This window comes from Sporosarcina sp. P32b, from assembly GCF_002743335.1.
Classification (GTDB): Bacteria; Bacillota; Bacilli; order Bacillales_A; family Planococcaceae; genus Sporosarcina.
On record NZ_PDZB01000017.1, the window covers coordinates 1 to 18,709 of the forward strand.

The 18,709-nt window shown below is 39.7% G+C and carries 22 protein-coding genes; 16 read left to right on the plus strand and 6 right to left on the minus strand.

Translation table 11 applies throughout. The features are described 5' to 3' along the window. The first annotated feature begins 145 nt into the window (after positions 1 to 145). Positions 146 to 460, plus strand: a complete 315-nt coding sequence (locus CSV64_RS11765) for a hypothetical protein (protein ID WP_099634789.1) — start codon at positions 146 to 148, stop codon at positions 458 to 460. 103 nt (positions 461 to 563) lie between these two features. On the opposite strand, the gene CSV64_RS11770 is transcribed toward CSV64_RS11765, so the two are convergent. After that, on the minus strand, positions 564 to 1,037 hold the full coding sequence (locus CSV64_RS11770; RefSeq protein WP_233190458.1) for a cupin domain-containing protein: 474 nt from the start codon (positions 1,035 to 1,037) through the stop codon (positions 564 to 566). Positions 1,038 to 1,893: 856 nt separating this feature from the next. On the opposite strand from CSV64_RS11770, the gene CSV64_RS16980 reads away from it, so the two are divergent. From CSV64_RS16980 to CSV64_RS11775, 3 genes are all read left to right on the plus strand, one after another. Next, entirely contained in the window at positions 1,894 to 2,016 is a 123-nt protein-coding gene (locus CSV64_RS16980) for a hypothetical protein (protein WP_255397648.1), read from the plus strand. Positions 2,017 to 2,069: 53 nt separating this feature from the next. Further along, positions 2,070 to 2,192, plus strand: coding sequence for a hypothetical protein (locus tag CSV64_RS16985; RefSeq protein WP_255397466.1), 123 nt, complete (start codon positions 2,070 to 2,072; stop codon positions 2,190 to 2,192). 151 nt (positions 2,193 to 2,343) lie between these two features. Continuing rightward, complete coding sequence (locus CSV64_RS11775; RefSeq protein ID WP_099634787.1) at positions 2,344 to 3,303, plus strand: bile acid:sodium symporter family protein; 960 nt, start codon at positions 2,344 to 2,346, stop codon at positions 3,301 to 3,303. Positions 3,304 to 3,350: 47 nt separating this feature from the next. Here CSV64_RS11775 and CSV64_RS11780 read toward each other — a convergent pair whose 3' ends face one another. Further along, on the minus strand, positions 3,351 to 3,530 hold the full coding sequence (locus CSV64_RS11780) for a hypothetical protein (RefSeq protein WP_099634786.1): 180 nt from the start codon (positions 3,528 to 3,530) through the stop codon (positions 3,351 to 3,353). Positions 3,531 to 3,644: 114 nt separating this feature from the next. Here CSV64_RS11780 and nagZ point away from each other — a divergent pair, with 114 nt between their 5' ends. The 5 genes from nagZ (at position 3,645) to CSV64_RS11805 (ending at position 11,528) form a co-directional block, all read left to right on the plus strand. Beyond that, positions 3,645 to 5,291, plus strand: a complete 1,647-nt coding sequence (nagZ, locus tag CSV64_RS11785; protein WP_099634785.1) for a beta-N-acetylhexosaminidase — start codon at positions 3,645 to 3,647, stop codon at positions 5,289 to 5,291. A gap of 18 nt (positions 5,292 to 5,309) precedes the next feature. Next, complete coding sequence (locus CSV64_RS11790; RefSeq protein WP_099634784.1) at positions 5,310 to 5,942, plus strand: lipase family alpha/beta hydrolase; 633 nt, start codon at positions 5,310 to 5,312, stop codon at positions 5,940 to 5,942. A 99-nt stretch (positions 5,943 to 6,041) separates the two neighbouring features. Then, positions 6,042 to 6,836, plus strand: coding sequence for a VLRF1 family aeRF1-type release factor (locus tag CSV64_RS11795; protein ID WP_099634783.1), 795 nt, complete (start codon positions 6,042 to 6,044; stop codon positions 6,834 to 6,836). A gap of 557 nt (positions 6,837 to 7,393) precedes the next feature. Then, on the plus strand, positions 7,394 to 9,757 hold the full coding sequence (locus CSV64_RS11800; protein WP_099634782.1) for a penicillin acylase family protein: 2,364 nt from the start codon (positions 7,394 to 7,396) through the stop codon (positions 9,755 to 9,757). 469 nt (positions 9,758 to 10,226) lie between these two features. Further along, positions 10,227 to 11,528, plus strand: a complete 1,302-nt coding sequence (locus tag CSV64_RS11805) for a purine/pyrimidine permease (protein WP_099634781.1) — start codon at positions 10,227 to 10,229, stop codon at positions 11,526 to 11,528. 38 nt (positions 11,529 to 11,566) lie between these two features. On the opposite strand, the gene CSV64_RS16670 is transcribed toward CSV64_RS11805, so the two are convergent. Beyond that, positions 11,567 to 11,740, minus strand: a complete 174-nt coding sequence (locus tag CSV64_RS16670) for a hypothetical protein (RefSeq protein ID WP_158232208.1) — start codon at positions 11,738 to 11,740, stop codon at positions 11,567 to 11,569. Positions 11,741 to 11,886: 146 nt separating this feature from the next. On the opposite strand from CSV64_RS16670, the gene CSV64_RS11810 reads away from it, so the two are divergent. Then, positions 11,887 to 12,441 (plus strand): DJ-1/PfpI family protein, encoded by a 555-nt coding sequence (locus CSV64_RS11810; RefSeq protein ID WP_099634780.1) that lies wholly within the window; start codon positions 11,887 to 11,889, stop codon positions 12,439 to 12,441. A gap of 84 nt (positions 12,442 to 12,525) precedes the next feature. On the opposite strand, the gene CSV64_RS11815 is transcribed toward CSV64_RS11810, so the two are convergent. Next, positions 12,526 to 13,149, minus strand: coding sequence for a Yip1 family protein (locus CSV64_RS11815; RefSeq protein ID WP_158233042.1), 624 nt, complete (start codon positions 13,147 to 13,149; stop codon positions 12,526 to 12,528). Positions 13,150 to 13,291: 142 nt separating this feature from the next. On the opposite strand from CSV64_RS11815, the gene namA reads away from it, so the two are divergent. Further along, positions 13,292 to 14,311: an NADPH dehydrogenase NamA gene (gene namA / locus CSV64_RS11820; protein ID WP_099634778.1), complete on the plus strand. Its 1,020-nt coding sequence runs from the start codon at positions 13,292 to 13,294 to the stop codon at positions 14,309 to 14,311. A gap of 17 nt (positions 14,312 to 14,328) precedes the next feature. Here namA and CSV64_RS11825 read toward each other — a convergent pair whose 3' ends face one another. After that, on the minus strand, positions 14,329 to 14,826 hold the full coding sequence (locus CSV64_RS11825; RefSeq protein ID WP_099634777.1) for a metallophosphoesterase family protein: 498 nt from the start codon (positions 14,824 to 14,826) through the stop codon (positions 14,329 to 14,331). 100 nt (positions 14,827 to 14,926) lie between these two features. Here CSV64_RS11825 and CSV64_RS11830 point away from each other — a divergent pair, with 100 nt between their 5' ends. From CSV64_RS11830 to CSV64_RS11845, 4 genes are all read left to right on the plus strand, one after another. After that, positions 14,927 to 15,295 carry a carboxymuconolactone decarboxylase family protein gene (locus CSV64_RS11830; protein WP_099634776.1) on the plus strand — a complete coding sequence of 123 codons (369 nt, stop codon included), beginning with the start codon at positions 14,927 to 14,929 and terminating at the stop codon, positions 15,293 to 15,295. Between the two features lie 258 nt (positions 15,296 to 15,553). Continuing rightward, positions 15,554 to 16,285 (plus strand): YqcI/YcgG family protein, encoded by a 732-nt coding sequence (locus CSV64_RS11835; RefSeq protein ID WP_099634775.1) that lies wholly within the window; start codon positions 15,554 to 15,556, stop codon positions 16,283 to 16,285. A 103-nt stretch (positions 16,286 to 16,388) separates the two neighbouring features. Further along, a complete protein-coding gene (locus CSV64_RS11840; protein WP_099634774.1) occupies positions 16,389 to 16,718 on the plus strand; it encodes a CHY zinc finger protein in 330 nt (109 codons plus the stop codon). Positions 16,719 to 16,778: 60 nt separating this feature from the next. Further along, the gene (locus CSV64_RS11845; RefSeq protein ID WP_099634773.1) at positions 16,779 to 17,105 is read left to right on the plus strand and encodes a hypothetical protein; all 327 of its coding nucleotides are present in this window, start codon (positions 16,779 to 16,781) and stop codon (positions 17,103 to 17,105) included. 45 nt (positions 17,106 to 17,150) lie between these two features. Here CSV64_RS11845 and CSV64_RS11850 read toward each other — a convergent pair whose 3' ends face one another. Then, a complete protein-coding gene (locus CSV64_RS11850; protein WP_099634772.1) occupies positions 17,151 to 17,558 on the minus strand; it encodes a YugN family protein in 408 nt (135 codons plus the stop codon). Between the two features lie 161 nt (positions 17,559 to 17,719). On the opposite strand from CSV64_RS11850, the gene CSV64_RS11855 reads away from it, so the two are divergent. Continuing rightward, positions 17,720 to 18,700, plus strand: coding sequence for a YsnF/AvaK domain-containing protein (locus CSV64_RS11855; protein WP_099634771.1), 981 nt, complete (start codon positions 17,720 to 17,722; stop codon positions 18,698 to 18,700). The last annotated feature ends 9 nt before the right edge of the window (positions 18,701 to 18,709 follow it).

An 18,709-nucleotide genomic window follows, 5' to 3' on the forward strand; every position in this document is an offset into this window, starting at 1 on the left:
CCGCGTAGCGCACCCATGGACGTTTGAATATTCAAATATCTAATTATTATTGTTTATCATCGTGTAAAAAATATTTTTTTGGCACCCTTACAACGGCTCAAACCGTTGATACATCAACATTTATAGAGGGAGGGAGGGTACTCAAATGGCATTAGGCATATTAGAAATTATGTATATAATTTTAATAGTCTTAGCAATAGGGATTCAAGTGTTACTGTATAAAAGTAAATCTAATAACAGTATAATCATAGTCAATATGGTGTTTGGCCTACTTTTATCTTACCTAGCGTTTACAACTTTCCCTACAAACTTTGCAGTTCAAAGAACATTAGCGATAGCAATGGGGATTGTAGCTATATTAGCAGTTGTTATAAAGTTCAGAAGTGAAGAACTTGTGCTGTTAAGTAAAATTGCGCTCTCAATTTCTATCGTTGTTAGCTTAGCCTTATTATTTTTATGATAAGTTATACACTATGAATAGAAGTAACAAAGACAAGATGCCCTGTAAATGGGTATCTTGTCTTTTAACTTTTACTATCACAGCAACAGTGCACTTTAGATGACTACATATCTGTCTTGTGAGTAGTATGTGTGGACTCCATTTCTTCCGCAATAGCTTTTGTTTCATGTACCGTACCGCGCGGATGATTTGGTGGCGCATAAATAGAATATAATTTGATGGGCACAGCACCAGTGTTCGTAAGATTATGCCAAGTTCCAGCTGGAATAATAATAATATCATTATCCTGAACGTGCCGCTCGAAATCTACTTGATCTTTTCTACTCCCCATCTGAACAATACCTTGCCCTTCCTCAAGCCGAATAAATTGATCAACATGCGGATGTATTTCTAAACCAATATCCTCTCCAGGTGAAATACTCATAAGTGTGAGTTGCAAATGGTCACCGGTCCATAATGCAGTGCGGAACGTTTGGTTTCGTTTGGTTGCCTCTTCTATATTGATCGTGAAGGGCATAGGACCAAAATCTGTTTGACGACGTTGTGTTAGTACAGATGGATACTCAGCTTGATTCATTTGATGTGTAGGATAAAAATTGAAACAAGGCCATACATACATTGGTTGATACCAACACACTAACATGAAATTAGAAACAGGTTGATTGATTGAACTCATCCCTTTCTTTATGTTTTCATCATAGTATATGTCTATCAACACTTTTTGTGTTCAACAGAAATGTGAGCAAACGGCTAAACCAATTGTGACTAGAATTCACAAAGCGACCATTACTTTATTTGAATAAGAAAACGTACGAATATTTGAGTATGCGGAGAAGATAGAAGCTATGAATGCCGTGAAGAATTTCAGTGAATATACCATTCTAACTTATACGAAATAAGCAGTTAGTACTTTAATCCGTAGCATACATCGCTACGTTTTTTTACATGTATATTGAATTGGAATATTTATAATTGAAGATACCAGTTCACAGAGTATGTCGAAGGATGTAATTTTGTGTTGATGAAAAAATCAAATTATATTTTTAAAACATGCATAAATTACATTTCACTTATAAGAAAACGTTTGCAGACACAGTTATGACATATGTAAGCGTTTTGACTTTGAATAAATTGTGAAATGTTTCACATGGCGGTTTCTTTTGTTGTAGAACAGAGTATGATAAGAGTAACAAAAGAAATTGGTTAGCAGATTCCATTCAAGGAAGTATGCTGCCAAACAAAAGGGAGACTACACAATATGTGGGTTATCACATTGTTTGACCGAGCAAACGTAAGAATCTTTGAATATGCTGAAAAGGCCGAAGCAATAAAAGCAATGAAAAATTTTAACAATTACGCAGTCCTAACATACACATACTAAGCATTGGCTTTTATATTGATAAATAAATACAAATTAAAAGGAGACTGACAACATGTGGGTTATTACATTATTTGATCAAGAAAACGTGAGGATTTTTGAATATGCTGAGAAGGCAGAAGCAACTAGCGCAATGAAGAACTTTAACAATTACGCAGTTTTAACATACACATACTAAGCACTGACTTACCTATTGATAAATGAATACAAATTAAAAGGAGACTGGAAAACATGTGGGTAATTACTTTATTCGATCAAGCAAACGTACGTATTTTTGAATATGCTGAAAAAGCAGAAGCGACAGATGCAATGAAGAACTTCAGCAAATATGCAGTTCTTTCATACACAAAATAATTTCGTCATCAAACACCCGTAGCGATTTATTGCTGCGGTTTTTTTATATCTCTTTTTATTTTTAAGATAGAGTATTGTTTTTCACACAATCTACTATGCTAGAATACGACTATATCAACTATGACGTCAGGCTAGTAAAGAAGGGAATTATATGTTTAGTAAATTGAATACCTTTTTACAACGATGGATTGCCATCTTGACACCTCTTAGCTTAGTTATAGGTGTATTGTTTCATCAAGTAGGGGAGCAGTTATTATTTATCGTCTCCTGGCTGTTTGCGTTTATGACGTTTGTAGGTAGTCTTGGTATGAATGTTAAAGAAATTCGTATGGTAAGGAAGTATCCTGCCGTAGTGCTTGCAAGCATCGCCTTTTTGCATATAGTAATGCCTGCATGGGCTTATTTTTTATCCACAATCTTTTTTGATGATCATTTACTGACGGTAGGTTTTGTGTTGTCGGTAGCTATTCCGACGGGTGTTACGAGTGTAATTTGGGTAACTATCTCGAAAGGTAATCTGCCTTTGTGCTTATCTATCATATTGATTGATACATTACTGGCACCTATTATTTTACCGGCTATTCTATATTTCGTCGTAGGAGAAAATGTAACAATTGATACGATGTCACTAATACTTAATTTACTTTGGATGATTGTACTACCTACCATATTAGGTATTACGTTAAATGAACTATCAAAAGGAAGCATCCAAAATAAATGGGGCCCCTATTTAGCTCCACTTTCTAAATTAAGTCTATTTGCGATTGTTGCAATCAATGGTAGTGCCGTAGCGCCTTATGTACAGAAGGTTTCTTTAGAACTTGTCGGTATTATTGCTCTAGTATTGTTCATAGCGTTAACGGGCTATGCAACTGCCTTATGGATCGCGCATGTACTATGGAAGGATCCAATAATTGCTACGACGTTCATGTTTGTTGGGGGTATGCGAAATATCGCTACAGGTGTTGTAATAGCGACGACTTTCTTCCCGGCGAAAGTCGCAATGCCTGTCGTTTTGGGTATGCTATTCCAGCAAGTACTTGCCTCTGTATACAATAAGGTAGGGAATTGGTATGGAAGACGTCATTACAAGATTATTGAAGAGGTATAAAATAAAACAACTGCCGCCATTCTAAAGATTAGAAAGCGGCAGTTGTTTTATTTTTTCTTCTTCTTATTTTTGGGCCTAGATCCAAACTCTGCAGAAAACTCTTCTAATGAATGCCCCTCCGGATGTTGATTATTACTGTTACTCGCTTCTTTGTTTTTATTTTCATACGTATTCAACGGGTTGTGTGTCCGTTCATTCATGGTTTTTTTATTATTTTTATTCGTCATGTTCGTCCACCTCCTACTGACTAGAATGGACAAAATTCGAAGTTTTATGCGACAGCTAACGATATCAATAGAAGTCTGAAAAATGTTATCATGACTAAAAGATGAGGTGGAGCTATGCAAAAAGTATCTAGAATATTGCTGTTACTCGTCGTCAGTGCAATTTTTATGATAGCAATAGGGTGTTCAAATCAAAAGAGCGATCAGAATGAACAATCTAAACAAATAGAAATACGAAATAAACAGAACGAACAAGCGTTGATTGGGATCCGCGATGCGGCTGAAAAAGGAAAATTGCCCAACCAACAGTGGCAGGCAGGAAAATCTACTTTACAACAAATCCAAGATCAAATAGGAGAAGCAGATAAAGTAGAACGTGATAGTAAAGGAACGCATGTGGTTTATGAAAGAGAGCAGCTGAAGCTTCGTTTAACAGAGAATAATCTGGTCTACAAATTACGTACAGTGGAATCAACACTCGATGATGTTACGCAGTCTCAAACCAAGGAAATACTAGGAGCTCCGGATAAACTGAGACAAGTAGATGAGCAAACGGCATTTATTTATGAGTTGAATGATGAATATCGATTAACCTTGTTGTTTACTTCTTCAGAAAACCATGCATTCATCGTAGAAATTGCTGTACTTCATAAGCCGAGTGCTGAAATTCAGGCTGTGATAGAGGGAATGCAACTAGATGAGAAGCTAGGTCAGATGATTATGATGGGTGTGCAAGGTCCACAGCTGGATTCAGTAGCGAAAACATTTATTCAAGACAGACATGTCGGTGGCATCATTTTATTTAAACGTAATTTCGTTTCTGTTTCGCAGTCACTTAACTTGATTAATGAGTTAAAACAGGCCAATGCAAATTCAAAAACCCCGTTATTCATTGGTGCAGATGAAGAAGGAGGGCGCGTTACGCGATTGCCAAAAGGGCTCATGAAAACTCCTTCCAATCGTAAAGTTGGAAATGCTGCAAATGGGAAATATGCATACGATATTGGAGAGTTAATTGGTCGGAAGATGAGTGCATTCGGGTTGAATATGGATTTTGCACCTGTACTTGACGTAGATAGCAATCCGAATAATCCAGTGATTGGTGACCGTTCATATGGTAATGATGCACGGCTAGTCAGTAAAGCAGGAATCCAGCAAGCGAACGGAATGGCATCACAATATGTTATACCTGTCGTCAAACACTTTCCGGGACATGGTGATACAAGTATAGACTCGCATATTGATTTGCCCGTAATCACGCATACTAAGGAGCGCTTGCAGAATGTAGAACTGCTTCCCTTTAAACAGGCGATTAAGGGTGGCGTAAATGGGGTAATGGTCGGCCATTTACTTGTAGAGGCATATGATCCGAAAACACCTGCATCATTTTCAAAAATAATTATTCAAGACTTATTGCGTGATGAATTACAGTTTGACGGTGTTGTTATTACAGATGACTTGGTCATGGGAGCTATCGTTGAAAACTATTCGATTGGTGAGGTGGGAATCCAATCTATTGTAGCAGGTGGAGATATTTTGCTCGTTGGGCATAAATATACGCCAGTAAACGAACTACTCACCGCATTACAAGCGGCTATAAATGAGGGAGTCATTACAGAACAACGAATCAATCAAAGTGTCGAGCGTATTTTACTGATGAAGCAACAGTATGAAGTGAAGGATATTCAACGAGAGCAAGTGAATGTAGAAGAGCTGAATCAACAAACGAAGGAACTTATTAAGAAAATCGAATCAGGTAATTAACGATAAAGGAGTGATCGTGTGGAAAAACGAGTCCTCTTACTTCATGGTTTTAATAAAAACTCACGCGATATGCAGACATTGTCTACCTATTTAGAACATCTCGGTTTTCAATGCAGATCGCTCGACTTACCGTTAACATATCATGAATTTGATCAATCTCTTTATTATGTGGAAAAACATTTATCCGATATGGTTTCAAAAAAAGATGGGCCTATTCATTTGGTTGGTCACAGTACAGGCGGTCTTCTTATTCGAAAAGTATTGCAGGAATCACAATGGATGGATTCAATTGGTCATTGTGTGCAAATTGCCACGCCCAACAAAGGAAGTCAGCTTGCATACGTGGCGAGTAAAATTTCAGGATACACTGAGTACTATAGAACATTGCGGTCATTGAACGCAACGTATATTGAGCAACTAAATTTGCCGGACGTGACTCCCTTTTCAATTGGCGCAATCGCAGGAAACCGTAACCATTTATGGCTTGGAATGTTACTCCGAGGAGAAAATGATGGAAGAATAGAGTTGAGTTCAGTTTACTATCCGGGACTAGCTGATTTTATAACGTTGCCATATGGACATAAAGAAATCCATCACCAAAAAGAAGTAGCTGAATTAACTGCACGTTTTTTGCGAACTGGGCATTTTTAATATATTTTTTTCTACTTGAAAAAATTCACAGCTCTAATTACCTTGTAATATTCATTTCAGCGGGCATGCTACAGCTGAGGGAATAAGGAGGATGATTGGATGAGTATTAGCGAAGAATTGAAAAAGTTGAAAGCATTTCACTGTGATGACCGATGTGTGCTGTCAGTATACTTAAACACGAATCCTGCAGATCCTGAACAACAGCAAGCAGCGTGGAGAATTCATTTGAAATCAGGTTTGAAAAGGCTTGATGAATATCTTGTCGCATCCGGAGATGAAAAGGAATTGACAGCATTTCGTTCGGTGAAAGACCGCGTGATGAAGGAAGTTGAAGATAAGCAAAATGATTTGGCGAAAGGCGTTATCATTTTTGCGGCAGCAGATCCTGAAATTTGGTCTGTTCATTATGTTCAAGTGGCTGTCAAGACGAGTTTTCATTGGGAGAACCAGGCGATGACGAATGAATTCGAGTATATGTTACAAGCATATCCAGAAGCGGGAATAATACTCCCGAGTTACAGCAATGTCCGGATTTTGGATACAGCAATGGGGAGAGTCCATGACGAAACAGTGTATGAATTTGATTCGGGTCTCGATGTCTGGAAAGAACAAAAGGACATCAAGTCTTCCATACAGCGGGGAGTAGGAGGGCATACAGACGGCTTTGATCAGCGCTTAAAAGTGAATCTAGATCGTTTTTATAAAGACATGGGCTCTGTAGTTGGTAACATGAAGAAGAAGCGTGGATGGAAAGAAGTGCATGTGGCAGGGGAAGCGGAATTGGCCAAAAGCTTTGCGTCTATCTTGCGTGAAAAACCCGAAAGCTGTATTCATAAAAACTTTGGAAAATCGAACAATAATCACGTCATCCAAAAGATTTTCGAATCCCGTTAAGTAGACTCAAAAGAGGATGTCCCAAAAGTCAGTGACTTTAAGGGACATTCTTTTTTATGTGGTTTTAAGAATTAGATCAACCTCAAGTTTTATTTACAGTGAAAGAAAGTAGTGAGTACGAGGGGATTGAAGCTCCAGCTGGGGACGCTTTCCGGGGGAGTAATCTTGAGCCTCCTCGTCGGCTACGCTCCCTGTGGGGTCTCAAGATCACTCTGATTCCCCAGGAGTCGCCCCAGCTTCCTCTTCAATCCTACGTTAAAAGTAGATGTACTTAGATCACTCACTGAAGGTAGTGTGTAATTTGTTGATGTATTCGAACTTATTTAAGTTCAAATTCTGATCAAACTCAAACTCAAACTCAAGTTTCAAACAACTACTAGCCCACTGACAGTGAACTACAATTAGTATCACCTACTCGCATTGCAAATCCCCGACCCAACACCTATTCCTCCTTATCAATTTCATGCACTGTGTTTCATACTTTCTATCAAAGAATAATAACTAAAGTAATTTCAGAATATTAATAGTATACTAAGTTCTAAAGAGGGGGGAGTAATATGGGGAGAGGCATAAAAATTACATTGTGGGTGCTTAGTATACTATCCATTATAGCAGTGCTTGTCGCTATATTTGCAAACGCTTACATCTTGAAATCAAAACCACTTGAAGCAGGTGAGCACCAAGTATCATTCATTGATCAAGAAGTAGTTGTTACACGGGATCACAACGGAGTCCCGCATATCAACGCTGCTTCGGATGAAGATTTGTACCGAGCGCAAGGTTATGTGCAAGCGCAAGACCGTTTATTCCAAATGGATTTAGCACGCAGGCAGGCGAGTGGTCGCTTGGCAGAAGTTATTGGCGAAAAGGCCGTCGATACAGATAAGTTATTCCGTACATTTAGTTTGCGAAAAGCTGCGGAAGCTTCATATGAAGGATATGGAGAACATGCAAAAGTGGTGCTTGGTTGGTATGCAGAAGGGGTTAATGCATTCATTAAGGAAGCTACATCTGAAAAGAAGTTGTCCTATGAATTTGCGCTTCTTGGATATGAGCCTGAAGAGTGGACGCCTGTTGATTCATTAACCATCGGGAAGTACATGGCGTATGACTTGGGTGGCAGATGGCAACCACAAGCATTCCGCCACTGGGCAATTAATGCATTTCCAGAAGAGAAAGTGAAAGATTTATTCCTCACGTATCCAAAAAACGCAGAATCTATTATGACGGCTAATAAAGAACATAGTGTAGAAGTGGCGGGACGTTTCCTACCAGAACTTTCACCACCAGAATTTAATGGTAGTAACAACTGGGTAGTATCAGGAGAAAAGACAGCTTCCGGTAAACCTCTACTAGCTGATGATCCGCATTTAGGATTAAGTACTCCATCTATTTGGTATCAAATGCATTTACAATCCCCTGAACAAAATGTGGAAGGTGTAATTTTTGCGGGAATTCCAGGAATTATTTTAGGGAATAATGAAGACATTGCTTGGGGTGTCACGAACGTTGGACCAGATGTGCAAGATCTGTATATTGAAGTTCCGCATCCAAGTGAAAAAGCTCAATTCCGTTATGATGGAAAGTGGGAACAGGCAGAAGTACGGGATGAGACGATTAAAGTTAAAGGTGCAGAAGACATTCCATATGAAGTAATCGTTACGAAACACGGGCCTATTATTTCAGACATAATGTATAAAGAAGAAGATCCTGAAGCATTATTCTCCATGCAGTGGACGGCACTAGAGCCCACACTTGAACTCGAAGCGATTATGGAGATGAATAAATCATCGGATTGGGAAAGTTTTGAGAAAGCATTAGAGAAATTTCACGCACCAGCACAGAATTTCGTCTTCGCTTCTACAGATGGCACAATCGCGTATAAAGCGAACGGACGCATTCCTATCCGTAAACAAGGTGACGCGCAATTGGCAGTGCCAGGAGATTCTTCCGACTACGGTTGGGAAAGCTATATTCCATATGATGAATTACCACGTATAGTGAATCCGAAAGAAGGTTTCATCGCCACAGCAAACAATGAAGTGGTGGATGAACAGTATCCGTATCACATCACGAAGTTCTGGGCACAACCATACCGCTTCGAACGGATTGCGGAAGTGCTACGAGAAGGGGATAATTTTACAGTGGATGACATGATGAAACTGCAAATGGACCAAAAAAATCTCTATGCAGCAGAGTTCCTTGATTCCATGATTGGCTCAGTAGAGAAAAAAGATCAATCGGGTGACTATAAAGAAGTATTGAATACGTTAAAACAATGGGATCAATTCGATTCAAAAGACAGCAGTGCTCCGCTAATTTTCCATAAGTGGATGAAACAACTGCAAATTGACATGTTCCGCGACGAGATGCCGGCCGATGTATATGAACTCATGCCAGGCAAAAACCAAATTACAGACGAGCTTTTGCGTAAAGGCTATAGTGGAGAAGAAAGCGTCTGGTTAGAAGAAAAGCAAGGTGTCGATCAGTGGGTGTATAATTCATTTAGCAATGCAATGAAAAATATCGCCAATGACTTCGGCGACAAACAACAAAAGTGGGCATGGGGCGACTATCACCAACTGACATTCCCTCACCCACTAGCAAGCGCATCACCTATATTTGCAAAATTATTAAACCCTGAAAAACAACCAATCGGCGGATCCAATATCACAGTACAAGCCGCTGCCTTCAAGGATGACGGCTCTGTCAACCACGGCGCATCATGGCGTTTCGTTGCAGACCTAGACGACTTAAACAAAACCTATCACGTCGTCGGACCTGGCCAAAGTGGACACCTGAAATCTAAATGGTTCCATGACCAAGCAGAAGACTGGGCAAAAGGCCAATACCATGAAACATTCATGACACAAGAAATTCCTGACGGACGTGTACTTACGCTACAACCGAAAGGGAAGTAATCGGGATTTTTACGACCATTTCGTTGAAGTAGTGATTTTACTACTTCTCGCAATGGTCCTTTTTTTAGTTACGCTGTGAGTGCTTGGGTTAGGTCCGTCGCACGACTGGTTGCTGGCTACTGCAGTTAGGTAAAGGGTCTGAACCAGCATGAACAGCCTCCCCAGCAGTTGTATGCACTACTGCAGGGTCATTTATGTAGGTTGTGATTCTAATAGGAAGAATAGTAGCACCGTTGCCAAAGAGTATTAAACTTCTATAGGCAGTCAAACGGGTAGCTCTGTACAAAAAATACAAAGAAATGATCTAGCTGATCCGCTAACTATGTAGCATCCTTCGGGTCCAAAACCCCGCCCCTTTAGCTCTAGTAACTCCAAAAAACACAGATTAATTACAAAAAGCAAAAAAAGCATTTCACATGGTATACTAAATGAATTCTAATTTGCACTGCACTATCGGAGGAATCGTCAAATGAAACATCTAGCAGGCGGCATACAATGGACCGTCTTTCTCATTGCATCATCTATTGCAGCTCCTATCGCGATCGCACATGTCTTCGGTATGGACCCAGTAGCCACGTCACTATTCATGCAACGAACCATATTCGTTCTCGGTATTGCTTGTCTGATCCAAGCATTTTTCGGACATCGAATGCCAATAAATGAAGGACCCGCAGGTTTATGGTGGGGAATCTATGTTGTCTATGCAGGCATGGTCGGTATTTTTTATACAACGTCAACAGACGCACTGCAAGCATTGCAAAGTGGTATGTTGTACAGCGGTGTGCTATTCATTATCCTAGCAGCTACGGGAATTATTACAAAGATGAAAGTGCTCTTCACACCAGCGATCACGTTCACTTATTTAATGCTTCTGATCTTACAATTAAGCGGTACCTTTATTAAAGGAATGATGGGTGTAGAAGAAGCAGGAGATCATCTGGATCCAGTCATTTTACTCGGAAGCTTCATTGTTTTATTGATAACGTTTATTGCGATGGCTAATAAACGGCCATCCATATCTAAATACGCCATATTAATTTCGATTGCACTTGGCTGGGGGATTTTCTTATTGCTAGGAAAAACACCAGCTATTGCGAAAGTGTCCGATCAGTTAATTCAACTACCGAAATTGTTCGTCTACGGAAAACCGGTATGGGATAGTGGTGTACTCGTTACAGCGATCTTTATTACATTATTATTAGTAGCGAATATGCTTGCATCGATCCGTGTCATGGAGCATTTATTGAAAGAATCATTTAAAATTAATACCCCTGATCGATTACGCCAAGGGGCATTTGCTTCAGGATTTATCCATCTGATTGCGGGAGCTTTTTCTGCCATTGGTTCCGTACCGATTTCAGGATCTGCAGGATTTGTCGGCACGACACGCATGCCGTCGATAAAACCATTTATTATTGGTAGCACACTATTAGTATTCATTACACTATTTCCAAGTGTCATGGCCATTTTTGCGGCTTTACCAGCGCCCGTTGCATACGCTGTAACTTTTGCCATCTTTACGAAAATGGTGTCGATGGCATTCAATGAACTCGATGCGGATCCAGAAAAAGAACGTGCGCGTCAAGCTGTAGCATTTGGATTAATGGTAGGAGTAGGTACAATGTTCGTACCAGCAGAAAGTTTATCACAACTCCCAGCCATTGTAGCTTCCACATTATCTAATGGATTGATTACAGGAACGATCCTTGCGATCATTATTGAGCAATATATGATACGCAGAAGACAAAGGAAGACGTATAGTAAGATGTAAAAAAGCCCAACAGTGTGGACTGTTGGGACTTTTTTGAATTATTTTCTTTTATCCTCTGTTGCGCGATAGACTTCTTTCAAAGCATCTCGATACTCTTTACCGCTTGCATTTTCTCGAGCGCGTGAAGCTTCCTCGGCAGTTGCTTCAAACTCCATTCCCATTTCCTCGTTGATCGTTCCTTTATGAAACAAATGACGTATATCTTTATCCATAGAAATCCCTCCTCGTCGTACTATGGTTTAATTTGAGATATCCATACATAAAGAAGAGAATTTCATTGAAAGAAAGAGGGTTCATTATTAAACTGTCGAAAGAAGTAAGGTAGTAACACAATTCAGAATGGGGAGTGGATCTGCATATGAGTAAAAAAGTATTGATTCTTGGCGGAGATGCCGTAGAAGCTTTGGAAATTTTCTATCCGTACTATCGTTGTTTGGAAGAAGGATTTGACACGACTATTGCTTCACCGTCTGTAAAGAAATTATATACCGTAACCCATGACTTCATCGATGGAATGGAAACTTATGTTGAAAAACCGGCATATGGTTTGGATTCACATATTGCCTTCAAAGATGTCAATCCTGCAGACTATGACGCGCTCATTATTCCAGGTGGACGTGCACCGGAATATATTCGCCTAGACGAATCCTTACCAGCTATTGTCCGTCATTTCTTTGAAGAGAATAAACCAGTGGCGGCAGTTTGTCATGCTGCACAGGTGTTATCCGTCATTCCGGATCTTATGAAAGGTAGAGAATACACAGCCTATATCGCATGTAAGCCCGACGTCACAGCAGCGGGTGCTACGTATATTGAAAAAGACCTTCATACAGAAGGAAATTTAGTATCAGGACATGCTTGGCCAGATCTTCCAGGATTAATGAGAGAATTCATGAAAATGGTTAATAAATAAAAAAGTGCAAAGCTTGTTAAGCTTTGCAACAGACTGAAGACAAATCCAGAAATGGAGTCGTCTTCAGTTTTTTTATTGTTGAATTTAGTAAGCAAGAAGTACAAATACTAAAAAGATAATAAATGGAATCATTAAAGCTAAAAATAAGCCAATCACAATCAGAATCGTACTGAATCCGCGCCATGAGGAAAATTGATGAACAATTCCAATACCCTTAGATAAAATCACGGTATTAAAAATGCTTAACCCCAGTATAAGTAAGTTGGTTAACAATAGAACAACAGATAATGTTCCAAATAGATCAGCATCTGCGGTGTTCATCATATCAATAAATAAATTCTTGCCGAAAATAAAAACTAGTAGCAAATTGATTGGCATCATCCATATCAATGGGATTGAAGCAATTGGCGACATTTGCACCATGTCTTTGAAATTACCTTTACCTCCAAGCCATTTACCTACCCAAGTGTAGAGAGCGGAACTAATAAAGAGACTGATAACAGCTCCGATGAATGATGAAAGGATACCAAGCAGTATCATTATAGGCAATGAAAGGTCAGGTAAAATATCCGTTTCGGCAAAGGATGTTATCCCGACGCTGACCGAAACGAGGAATAAGATGAAAAAACTATAACTCCATGTTTTGTATTCGAGAACATAACGAATTGTTTGCTTAGGTTGTGTCCATATCGAAATGAGTGGATTCAAGAAAAAACCTCCTTTTATATAGTCTACTATACGTTCAAGTACTACCATATGTTTCATAAAGTTGGTTTAAAATCCTCAAACATTAAAAAAACATATAGATTTGCTATACTTTCCCTAGGAACTAGCAGAGGAGGAATTGTTCATGACAAAATTATTTAGCCCTTATACTATACGTGGTGTAGAATTTAAAAATCGTATTGCAATGGCACCGATGTGTATGTATTCTTCACATAATCAGGATGGAAAAGTAGAGGATTGGCATAAAACCCATTATGCTACCCGTGCGGTAGGACAAGTCGGCCTGATCATCGTTGAAGCAACAGCCGTTCAACCGCAAGGAAGAATCTCAAGTGAAGATTTAGGAATCTGGTCAGATGAGCATATTGAAGGTCTAACTGAAATCGTTCGTTTGATGAAACAACATGGTGCCCGTACCGGTATCCAATTAGCACATGCAGGAAGAAAGGCGACAGTGGATGGAACCATTCATGCGCCAAGTCCCATTGCGTTCAATGAGAAATATAAAACACCAGCAGAAATGACTAATATTGATATTGAGGAAACGATTGAAGCATTCAAACAAGGAGCAATCCGTTCCAAACAAGCTGGTTTTGACGTGATTGAAATCCATGGTGCACATGGTTATTTACTTAATGAGTTCTTGACTCCACTATGTAATCATCGTGAGGATGAATACGGTGGATCAGCAGAAAATCGTTACCGTATACTAGGCCAAGTGATCGATGCCATCCGTTCTGTTTGGGAAGGTCCGTTATTTGTCAGAATTTCAGCAGAAGATTATCAAGAGGGCGGTATGGATCCTTCGCAGTATGCAGAAATGGCGGCTTGGATGAAAGAACAGGGCGTCGATCTAGTCGATGTGAGCTCTGGCGGTGTAGTTCCAGCTGCTATCCATCCATTCCCGGGCTATCAAGTGCCGTTTGCGGATGTGATTCGTCAGCAAGCAAATATTTCTACAGGTGCAGTAGGATTGATTACTTCAGCCCTACAAGCAGAAGAAATTCTACAAAATGACCGTGCGGATATGGTATTGCTTGCTCGTGAATTATTACGTGATCCTTACTGGCCATATACAGCAGCTAAAGAACTCGGTGTTGAAATTGAATCCCCTGTTCAATATAATCGCGGCTGGACCTATTAATCCATTCGTTCAGTAATTCACGTTTTATCATCAAAAAATACTAACTCTGCACGAATCTCCTCCTCAATATGTAAGATAGCGAACGAGTAATGAGGTAGTTTACGCTTGTCGGTTGGAGATCCGGGATTTAACAATAGGATTTTATTCATATAACGAAGCATAGGAATGTGGGAGTGTCCAAAGATAATGATGTCTAATGGCACTCCTTCAAATGCTGCAATAGCACGTTTTTCGGTCGTCTGTTTCTCTCCGTGACCATGTACTAAGCCAATTTTCACGTGTCCTACTTGCATCACTTGTTGCGATGGAAATTGTCCTTTTATCACCTCGCCATCTACATTACCTGAAACACCACGCACCTCTGCGAGTTCAGAAAGCATCTGCACCACTTCGATGGATTTCCAATCACCTGTATGTAGAATCAAATCAGCTGTTTTACATTCTTTTATTAATCTAACAGGCAAAGTTTTGCCTCTTCCAGGAATATGGGTATCACCCGTGACGACAATTTTCATGATGAGCCTCCTTGATTTGTAATTGCTTATATCATTTCCGTTATCGCTGAATAGCAAACAAAGAATCGGACATACTGTTGCTATGACGGGAGGCAATTTTATGGAAGATTATACGTTTACAGATGCAGTACTGCAAGATTACAAAACCGGTATGGGCGCAATGAGTGAAAAACTACCTAAGTTAATGAAATCATTCCATGAATTCACAGAGGTCAGTTTTGAAGAGGGAGAAATCAGCCAGAAATATAAGCAGCTAATTGCATTGGCTGTAAGTGTCTATGCACATAGCGAGTATTGCATCATTTACCATACAAAAGCTTCTATGGATGCTGGATCTACTGTTCCGGAAGTCTTGGAGGCTGTTGGTGTCGCTGCAGCCCTTGGCGGTGGTAGTGCCTTAAGTCAGGCAGTTACATTAGTTATGCAGACAATAGATGAAATACAGGAAAACCCAAAACCTCTACAATGAAAGAACACCTTGTCGAATGAAAATCGATAAGGTGTTTTTGATGGGTCTAGATATCTCTTCAATTAGATTGAATCAAATAGTACGGAAATGAAGTAGAAAGAATAGAGCTGAAATGAAAGTGAATATAACACTCATAATGCCTCATTATCTTCTGTATAGTATATAGGTTACTAACCTGAATTCGAGAAACGCATGTGTTATATTGCAAACGACAGGGTAAAGGATATACAGCATAGTAAGTAAGAGGGGGATAAAACGTTGATTCAAACGTCAAATGCTTTATTAACAAAGGAAGACTTCGCACAACGCAATGATTTACCAGAATGGTTACTGTTAGAATATCAGACGTTTCATACTATCGTGACTGATAAGACATTCCCATGCTATTTTGGAATGGCTGGCGAAAATAAAGGCGAACTACGATACGCTTACGTGTCTAAAAATGACTGGTCGAACTTGCCCCAAGCATTGGAAGCATTTTTGACGCTATTTGAAAATCCAAAGCATAAACGCCATGGTCTATTTGTATTTGTTGAACCTTTTGAAAAAGAAGGAACAATAGAGGAGTATCGCCAACAGTTTTGGGATATTTTGCAGTACTTGCATACAGAAGACCAAGAACAATGGCCTGCTGAAGCGCCACGAGATCCTGACCATTATCTATGGGACTTTCATTTCCAAGGAGAGCCGATTTTTGCTTTCGGTAATGCGCCAGCCTATAAGCAACGAAAGACTCGTGACTTAGGAAATGCACTGGTCATCGGGTTTCAGCCGCGCAAGATTTTCAAAGGTCTTACGGGTACGGAAAAAGGCGGAATCAACTCGCGTGAGAAAGTTCGTGAACGTGTAGAGCTATGGGATGACCTACCAAAGCATCCTGACATTAGTCATTTTGGAGACCCAACACATAACGAATGGAAACAATTTTTCATCGGTGACGATAGCGTGCCGCTAACTGGAAAGTGTCCATTTACTCATAAAGATATGTAGACACAGGATGTCTTAGTAGTCGTAAACTTACGGTTGCTGAGATGTCTTTTTATCTTGCATACTGACTATTCCGCTTTTATGATGAACGTAAGGAGTGGGTAAAATGAAAAAACACAGTCACGAAGTTCGAGGGCTACTAGTGGATGATGAAACGCGCTGCATTCATTACGCAACAGAAACAGACCGAATTGCCATCAAGTTCTATTGCTGCAATACCTACTTCCCATGTCACTTATGCCATGAAGAAACTGGTTGCGGTCAACATGCCGTTTGGCCAGCTAGTCGGTTTGACATGAAAGCCATACTTTGTGGTGCGTGTGGTCATGAACTCACGATCAACGAATACTTTCATAGCTCCTATCAATGTCCTTCCTGTAAAGCGAACTTTAATCCAGGCTGCAGTCTTCATAAAGACCTATACTTCGAAAATTGAAGTGTTTTAAGAATCATCAACAGGGAACACTAAAGCAAACAGGTAAAGTGAGGGATTTCATTGAAAAAACAAACGGTCGATACAGAAGAACTCCTTTCGTTTGCTAGAGGAGAAGATCAATCAGGAACATCTTGGATTCATCAGGCCAATTATGTCGGTGAAGAAGTGATCATGTCAGATGAAGATTTAGCTGGTAAAGAACCTTTGCAACGGCTAAGAATAGTAGTGGAGTCAAATGGAAATGCTAAATACTTCGAATCACTTTTCTATACTGGAGCTGAATTAGAAGAGTTAATGAGTGAACTTGAACCGGTTTTCGTGAAATTTCCTAAAGAAGTGTTGAGTTCAGATGAAATGGATGAAAAGGTACAAAATATAACAAAATAAAAAAGAGAGGATCTTCTACCGAAGCCGGCAAGAAGATCCTCTTTTTTATTCCAAGTACTGCAATATTTCTTCAATAGCGAGTTCCCCAGCAATTTCCCAACGACTCTTATCACGAATTTCTGCATCCCGATCCAATGGTTCTTGGAATTGATTGAATGAACCACTTATTAAAGAGCTTGAGTCAGGATCTAGTCCTGTATTGACCACATGTTTGATTACGTATGGCTTTTTGAATTTGATGGATGTGTTGAAATCATCAAGTTCTCCGTCATGGACTTCAAAGGGAACACGTAAATAAATGGTTTCTCCAGCTTCTCTATGAAGGATTGAATCGAAACTACCTTTATCATAATCCCAGCCTCCGCCAAAATGATACCCGTGCTGATCTACTTTATCCCGTAAAGTCCCAAAGCAAGCCATTTTGCCTTCAATCGACGTATCTAATTCCAGCATGAAATCACTCCTTTATATTAGCATTCCTTCCAGGTCATTATTTATACCTCTCATAAACAAATTACTGAAAATGTTTCTATTTTAAATTACTGGGGTAAATGTATCAACACGACGATAAAAGAATTTAACATAATACATTATAATATGAGGAGGAGATTTAGATGGGGAAGAATAGATATATTGGAATGTACTATAATGAAACAGAATTGGTGAATCGTTTGGATGATCTGAAAAAAGAAGGATGGCCCGAAGACAATATTTATGTAGTTGTTAAAGACGATGATCAATTAACTATGGTTAGAAGTAATACAGATGCAGAAATTAAATCCGCTGATGATTCATGGTGGGATCGTTTCATGGGCTTCGTAACAGGAGAAGATCATGTACGTCGTATGGTAGATAGCTTAGAGTTCGGTAAAGAGGACACATTGAAATATTACCAGGAAATTGAACAGGGCGGCATGCTGCTTTATGTTGACTCCGGTGAAGCAAATCGACACTATATGGACAATACGGATTTCTACGGTAGAGATGGAAAAAGTACAGACGTCAATCTTGGAGCAAATGGTATGAGCGTAACAGACCAGGAACTCAATGGCGGAGATCCAGCATTCAGATTGAGCCAAACATTACCTGATCAAACTCTCAACCATCAGAATCGTGACGTAGATCATGGCTTGCACACAAATGAACATGCTTTCTCTAATACTCATACAGAAGAAGAGAGTTTACGTTTACATGAGGAACGTCTTCAAGTGGAAAAGCATGAATCACAGCGTGGAGAAATCCGAGTAGAAAAAGAAGTAGTGGAAGAGCCTAGGTCAGTAGACGTTAGCGTTTCACACGATGAAGTAACAATTGAACGTAGGCCTGTAGTAGAAGGTGAAGCGAGTCTTGACAGTCGCTACGATCAAGATGCGACAGCGTTTAGAGAAGATGATGAGACGATACGTATTCCGATTACTGAAGAACGGGTGGAAGTAACTAAGAAGCCAGTCGTAACGGAAGAGATCATTCTCAAGAAACGTGAGGTTGTAGAAAATGAAACGATTCACGAAACAGTGAAACGTGAAGAAGTGCATTTCGAAAAAGATGGTGACGTAGACGTCAAGGGCGCACCATTGGATAAAGACCGTTTCTGATATACCATA

Coding starts and splice junctions, on each gene's coding strand:
- CSV64_RS16985 (WP_255397466.1), top strand. CDS start 2,070: ATGTGGGTAATTACTTTATTCGATCAAGCAAACGTACGTATTTTTGAA.
- nagZ (WP_099634785.1), top strand. CDS start 3,645: ATGCAAAAAGTATCTAGAATATTGCTGTTACTCGTCGTCAGTGCAATT.
- CSV64_RS11805 (WP_099634781.1), top strand. CDS start 10,227: ATGAAACATCTAGCAGGCGGCATACAATGGACCGTCTTTCTCATTGCA.
- CSV64_RS11825 (WP_099634777.1), bottom strand. CDS start 14,826: ATGAAAATTGTCGTCACGGGTGATACCCATATTCCTGGAAGAGGCAAA.
- CSV64_RS11800 (WP_099634782.1), top strand. CDS start 7,394: ATGGGGAGAGGCATAAAAATTACATTGTGGGTGCTTAGTATACTATCC.
- CSV64_RS11770 (WP_233190458.1), bottom strand. CDS start 1,037: ATGAATCAAGCTGAGTATCCATCTGTACTAACACAACGTCGTCAAACA.
- CSV64_RS11775 (WP_099634787.1), top strand. CDS start 2,344: ATGTTTAGTAAATTGAATACCTTTTTACAACGATGGATTGCCATCTTG.
- CSV64_RS11855 (WP_099634771.1), top strand. CDS start 17,720: ATGGGGAAGAATAGATATATTGGAATGTACTATAATGAAACAGAATTG.
- CSV64_RS11765 (WP_099634789.1), top strand. CDS start 146: ATGGCATTAGGCATATTAGAAATTATGTATATAATTTTAATAGTCTTA.
- CSV64_RS16980 (WP_255397648.1), top strand. CDS start 1,894: ATGTGGGTTATTACATTATTTGATCAAGAAAACGTGAGGATTTTTGAA.
- CSV64_RS11850 (WP_099634772.1), bottom strand. CDS start 17,558: ATGCTGGAATTAGATACGTCGATTGAAGGCAAAATGGCTTGCTTTGGG.
- CSV64_RS11840 (WP_099634774.1), top strand. CDS start 16,389: ATGAAAAAACACAGTCACGAAGTTCGAGGGCTACTAGTGGATGATGAA.
- namA (WP_099634778.1), top strand. CDS start 13,292: ATGACAAAATTATTTAGCCCTTATACTATACGTGGTGTAGAATTTAAA.
- CSV64_RS16670 (WP_158232208.1), bottom strand. CDS start 11,740: ATGGATAAAGATATACGTCATTTGTTTCATAAAGGAACGATCAACGAG.
- CSV64_RS11780 (WP_099634786.1), bottom strand. CDS start 3,530: ATGACGAATAAAAATAATAAAAAAACCATGAATGAACGGACACACAAC.
- CSV64_RS11795 (WP_099634783.1), top strand. CDS start 6,042: ATGAGTATTAGCGAAGAATTGAAAAAGTTGAAAGCATTTCACTGTGAT.
- CSV64_RS11810 (WP_099634780.1), top strand. CDS start 11,887: ATGAGTAAAAAAGTATTGATTCTTGGCGGAGATGCCGTAGAAGCTTTG.
- CSV64_RS11830 (WP_099634776.1), top strand. CDS start 14,927: ATGGAAGATTATACGTTTACAGATGCAGTACTGCAAGATTACAAAACC.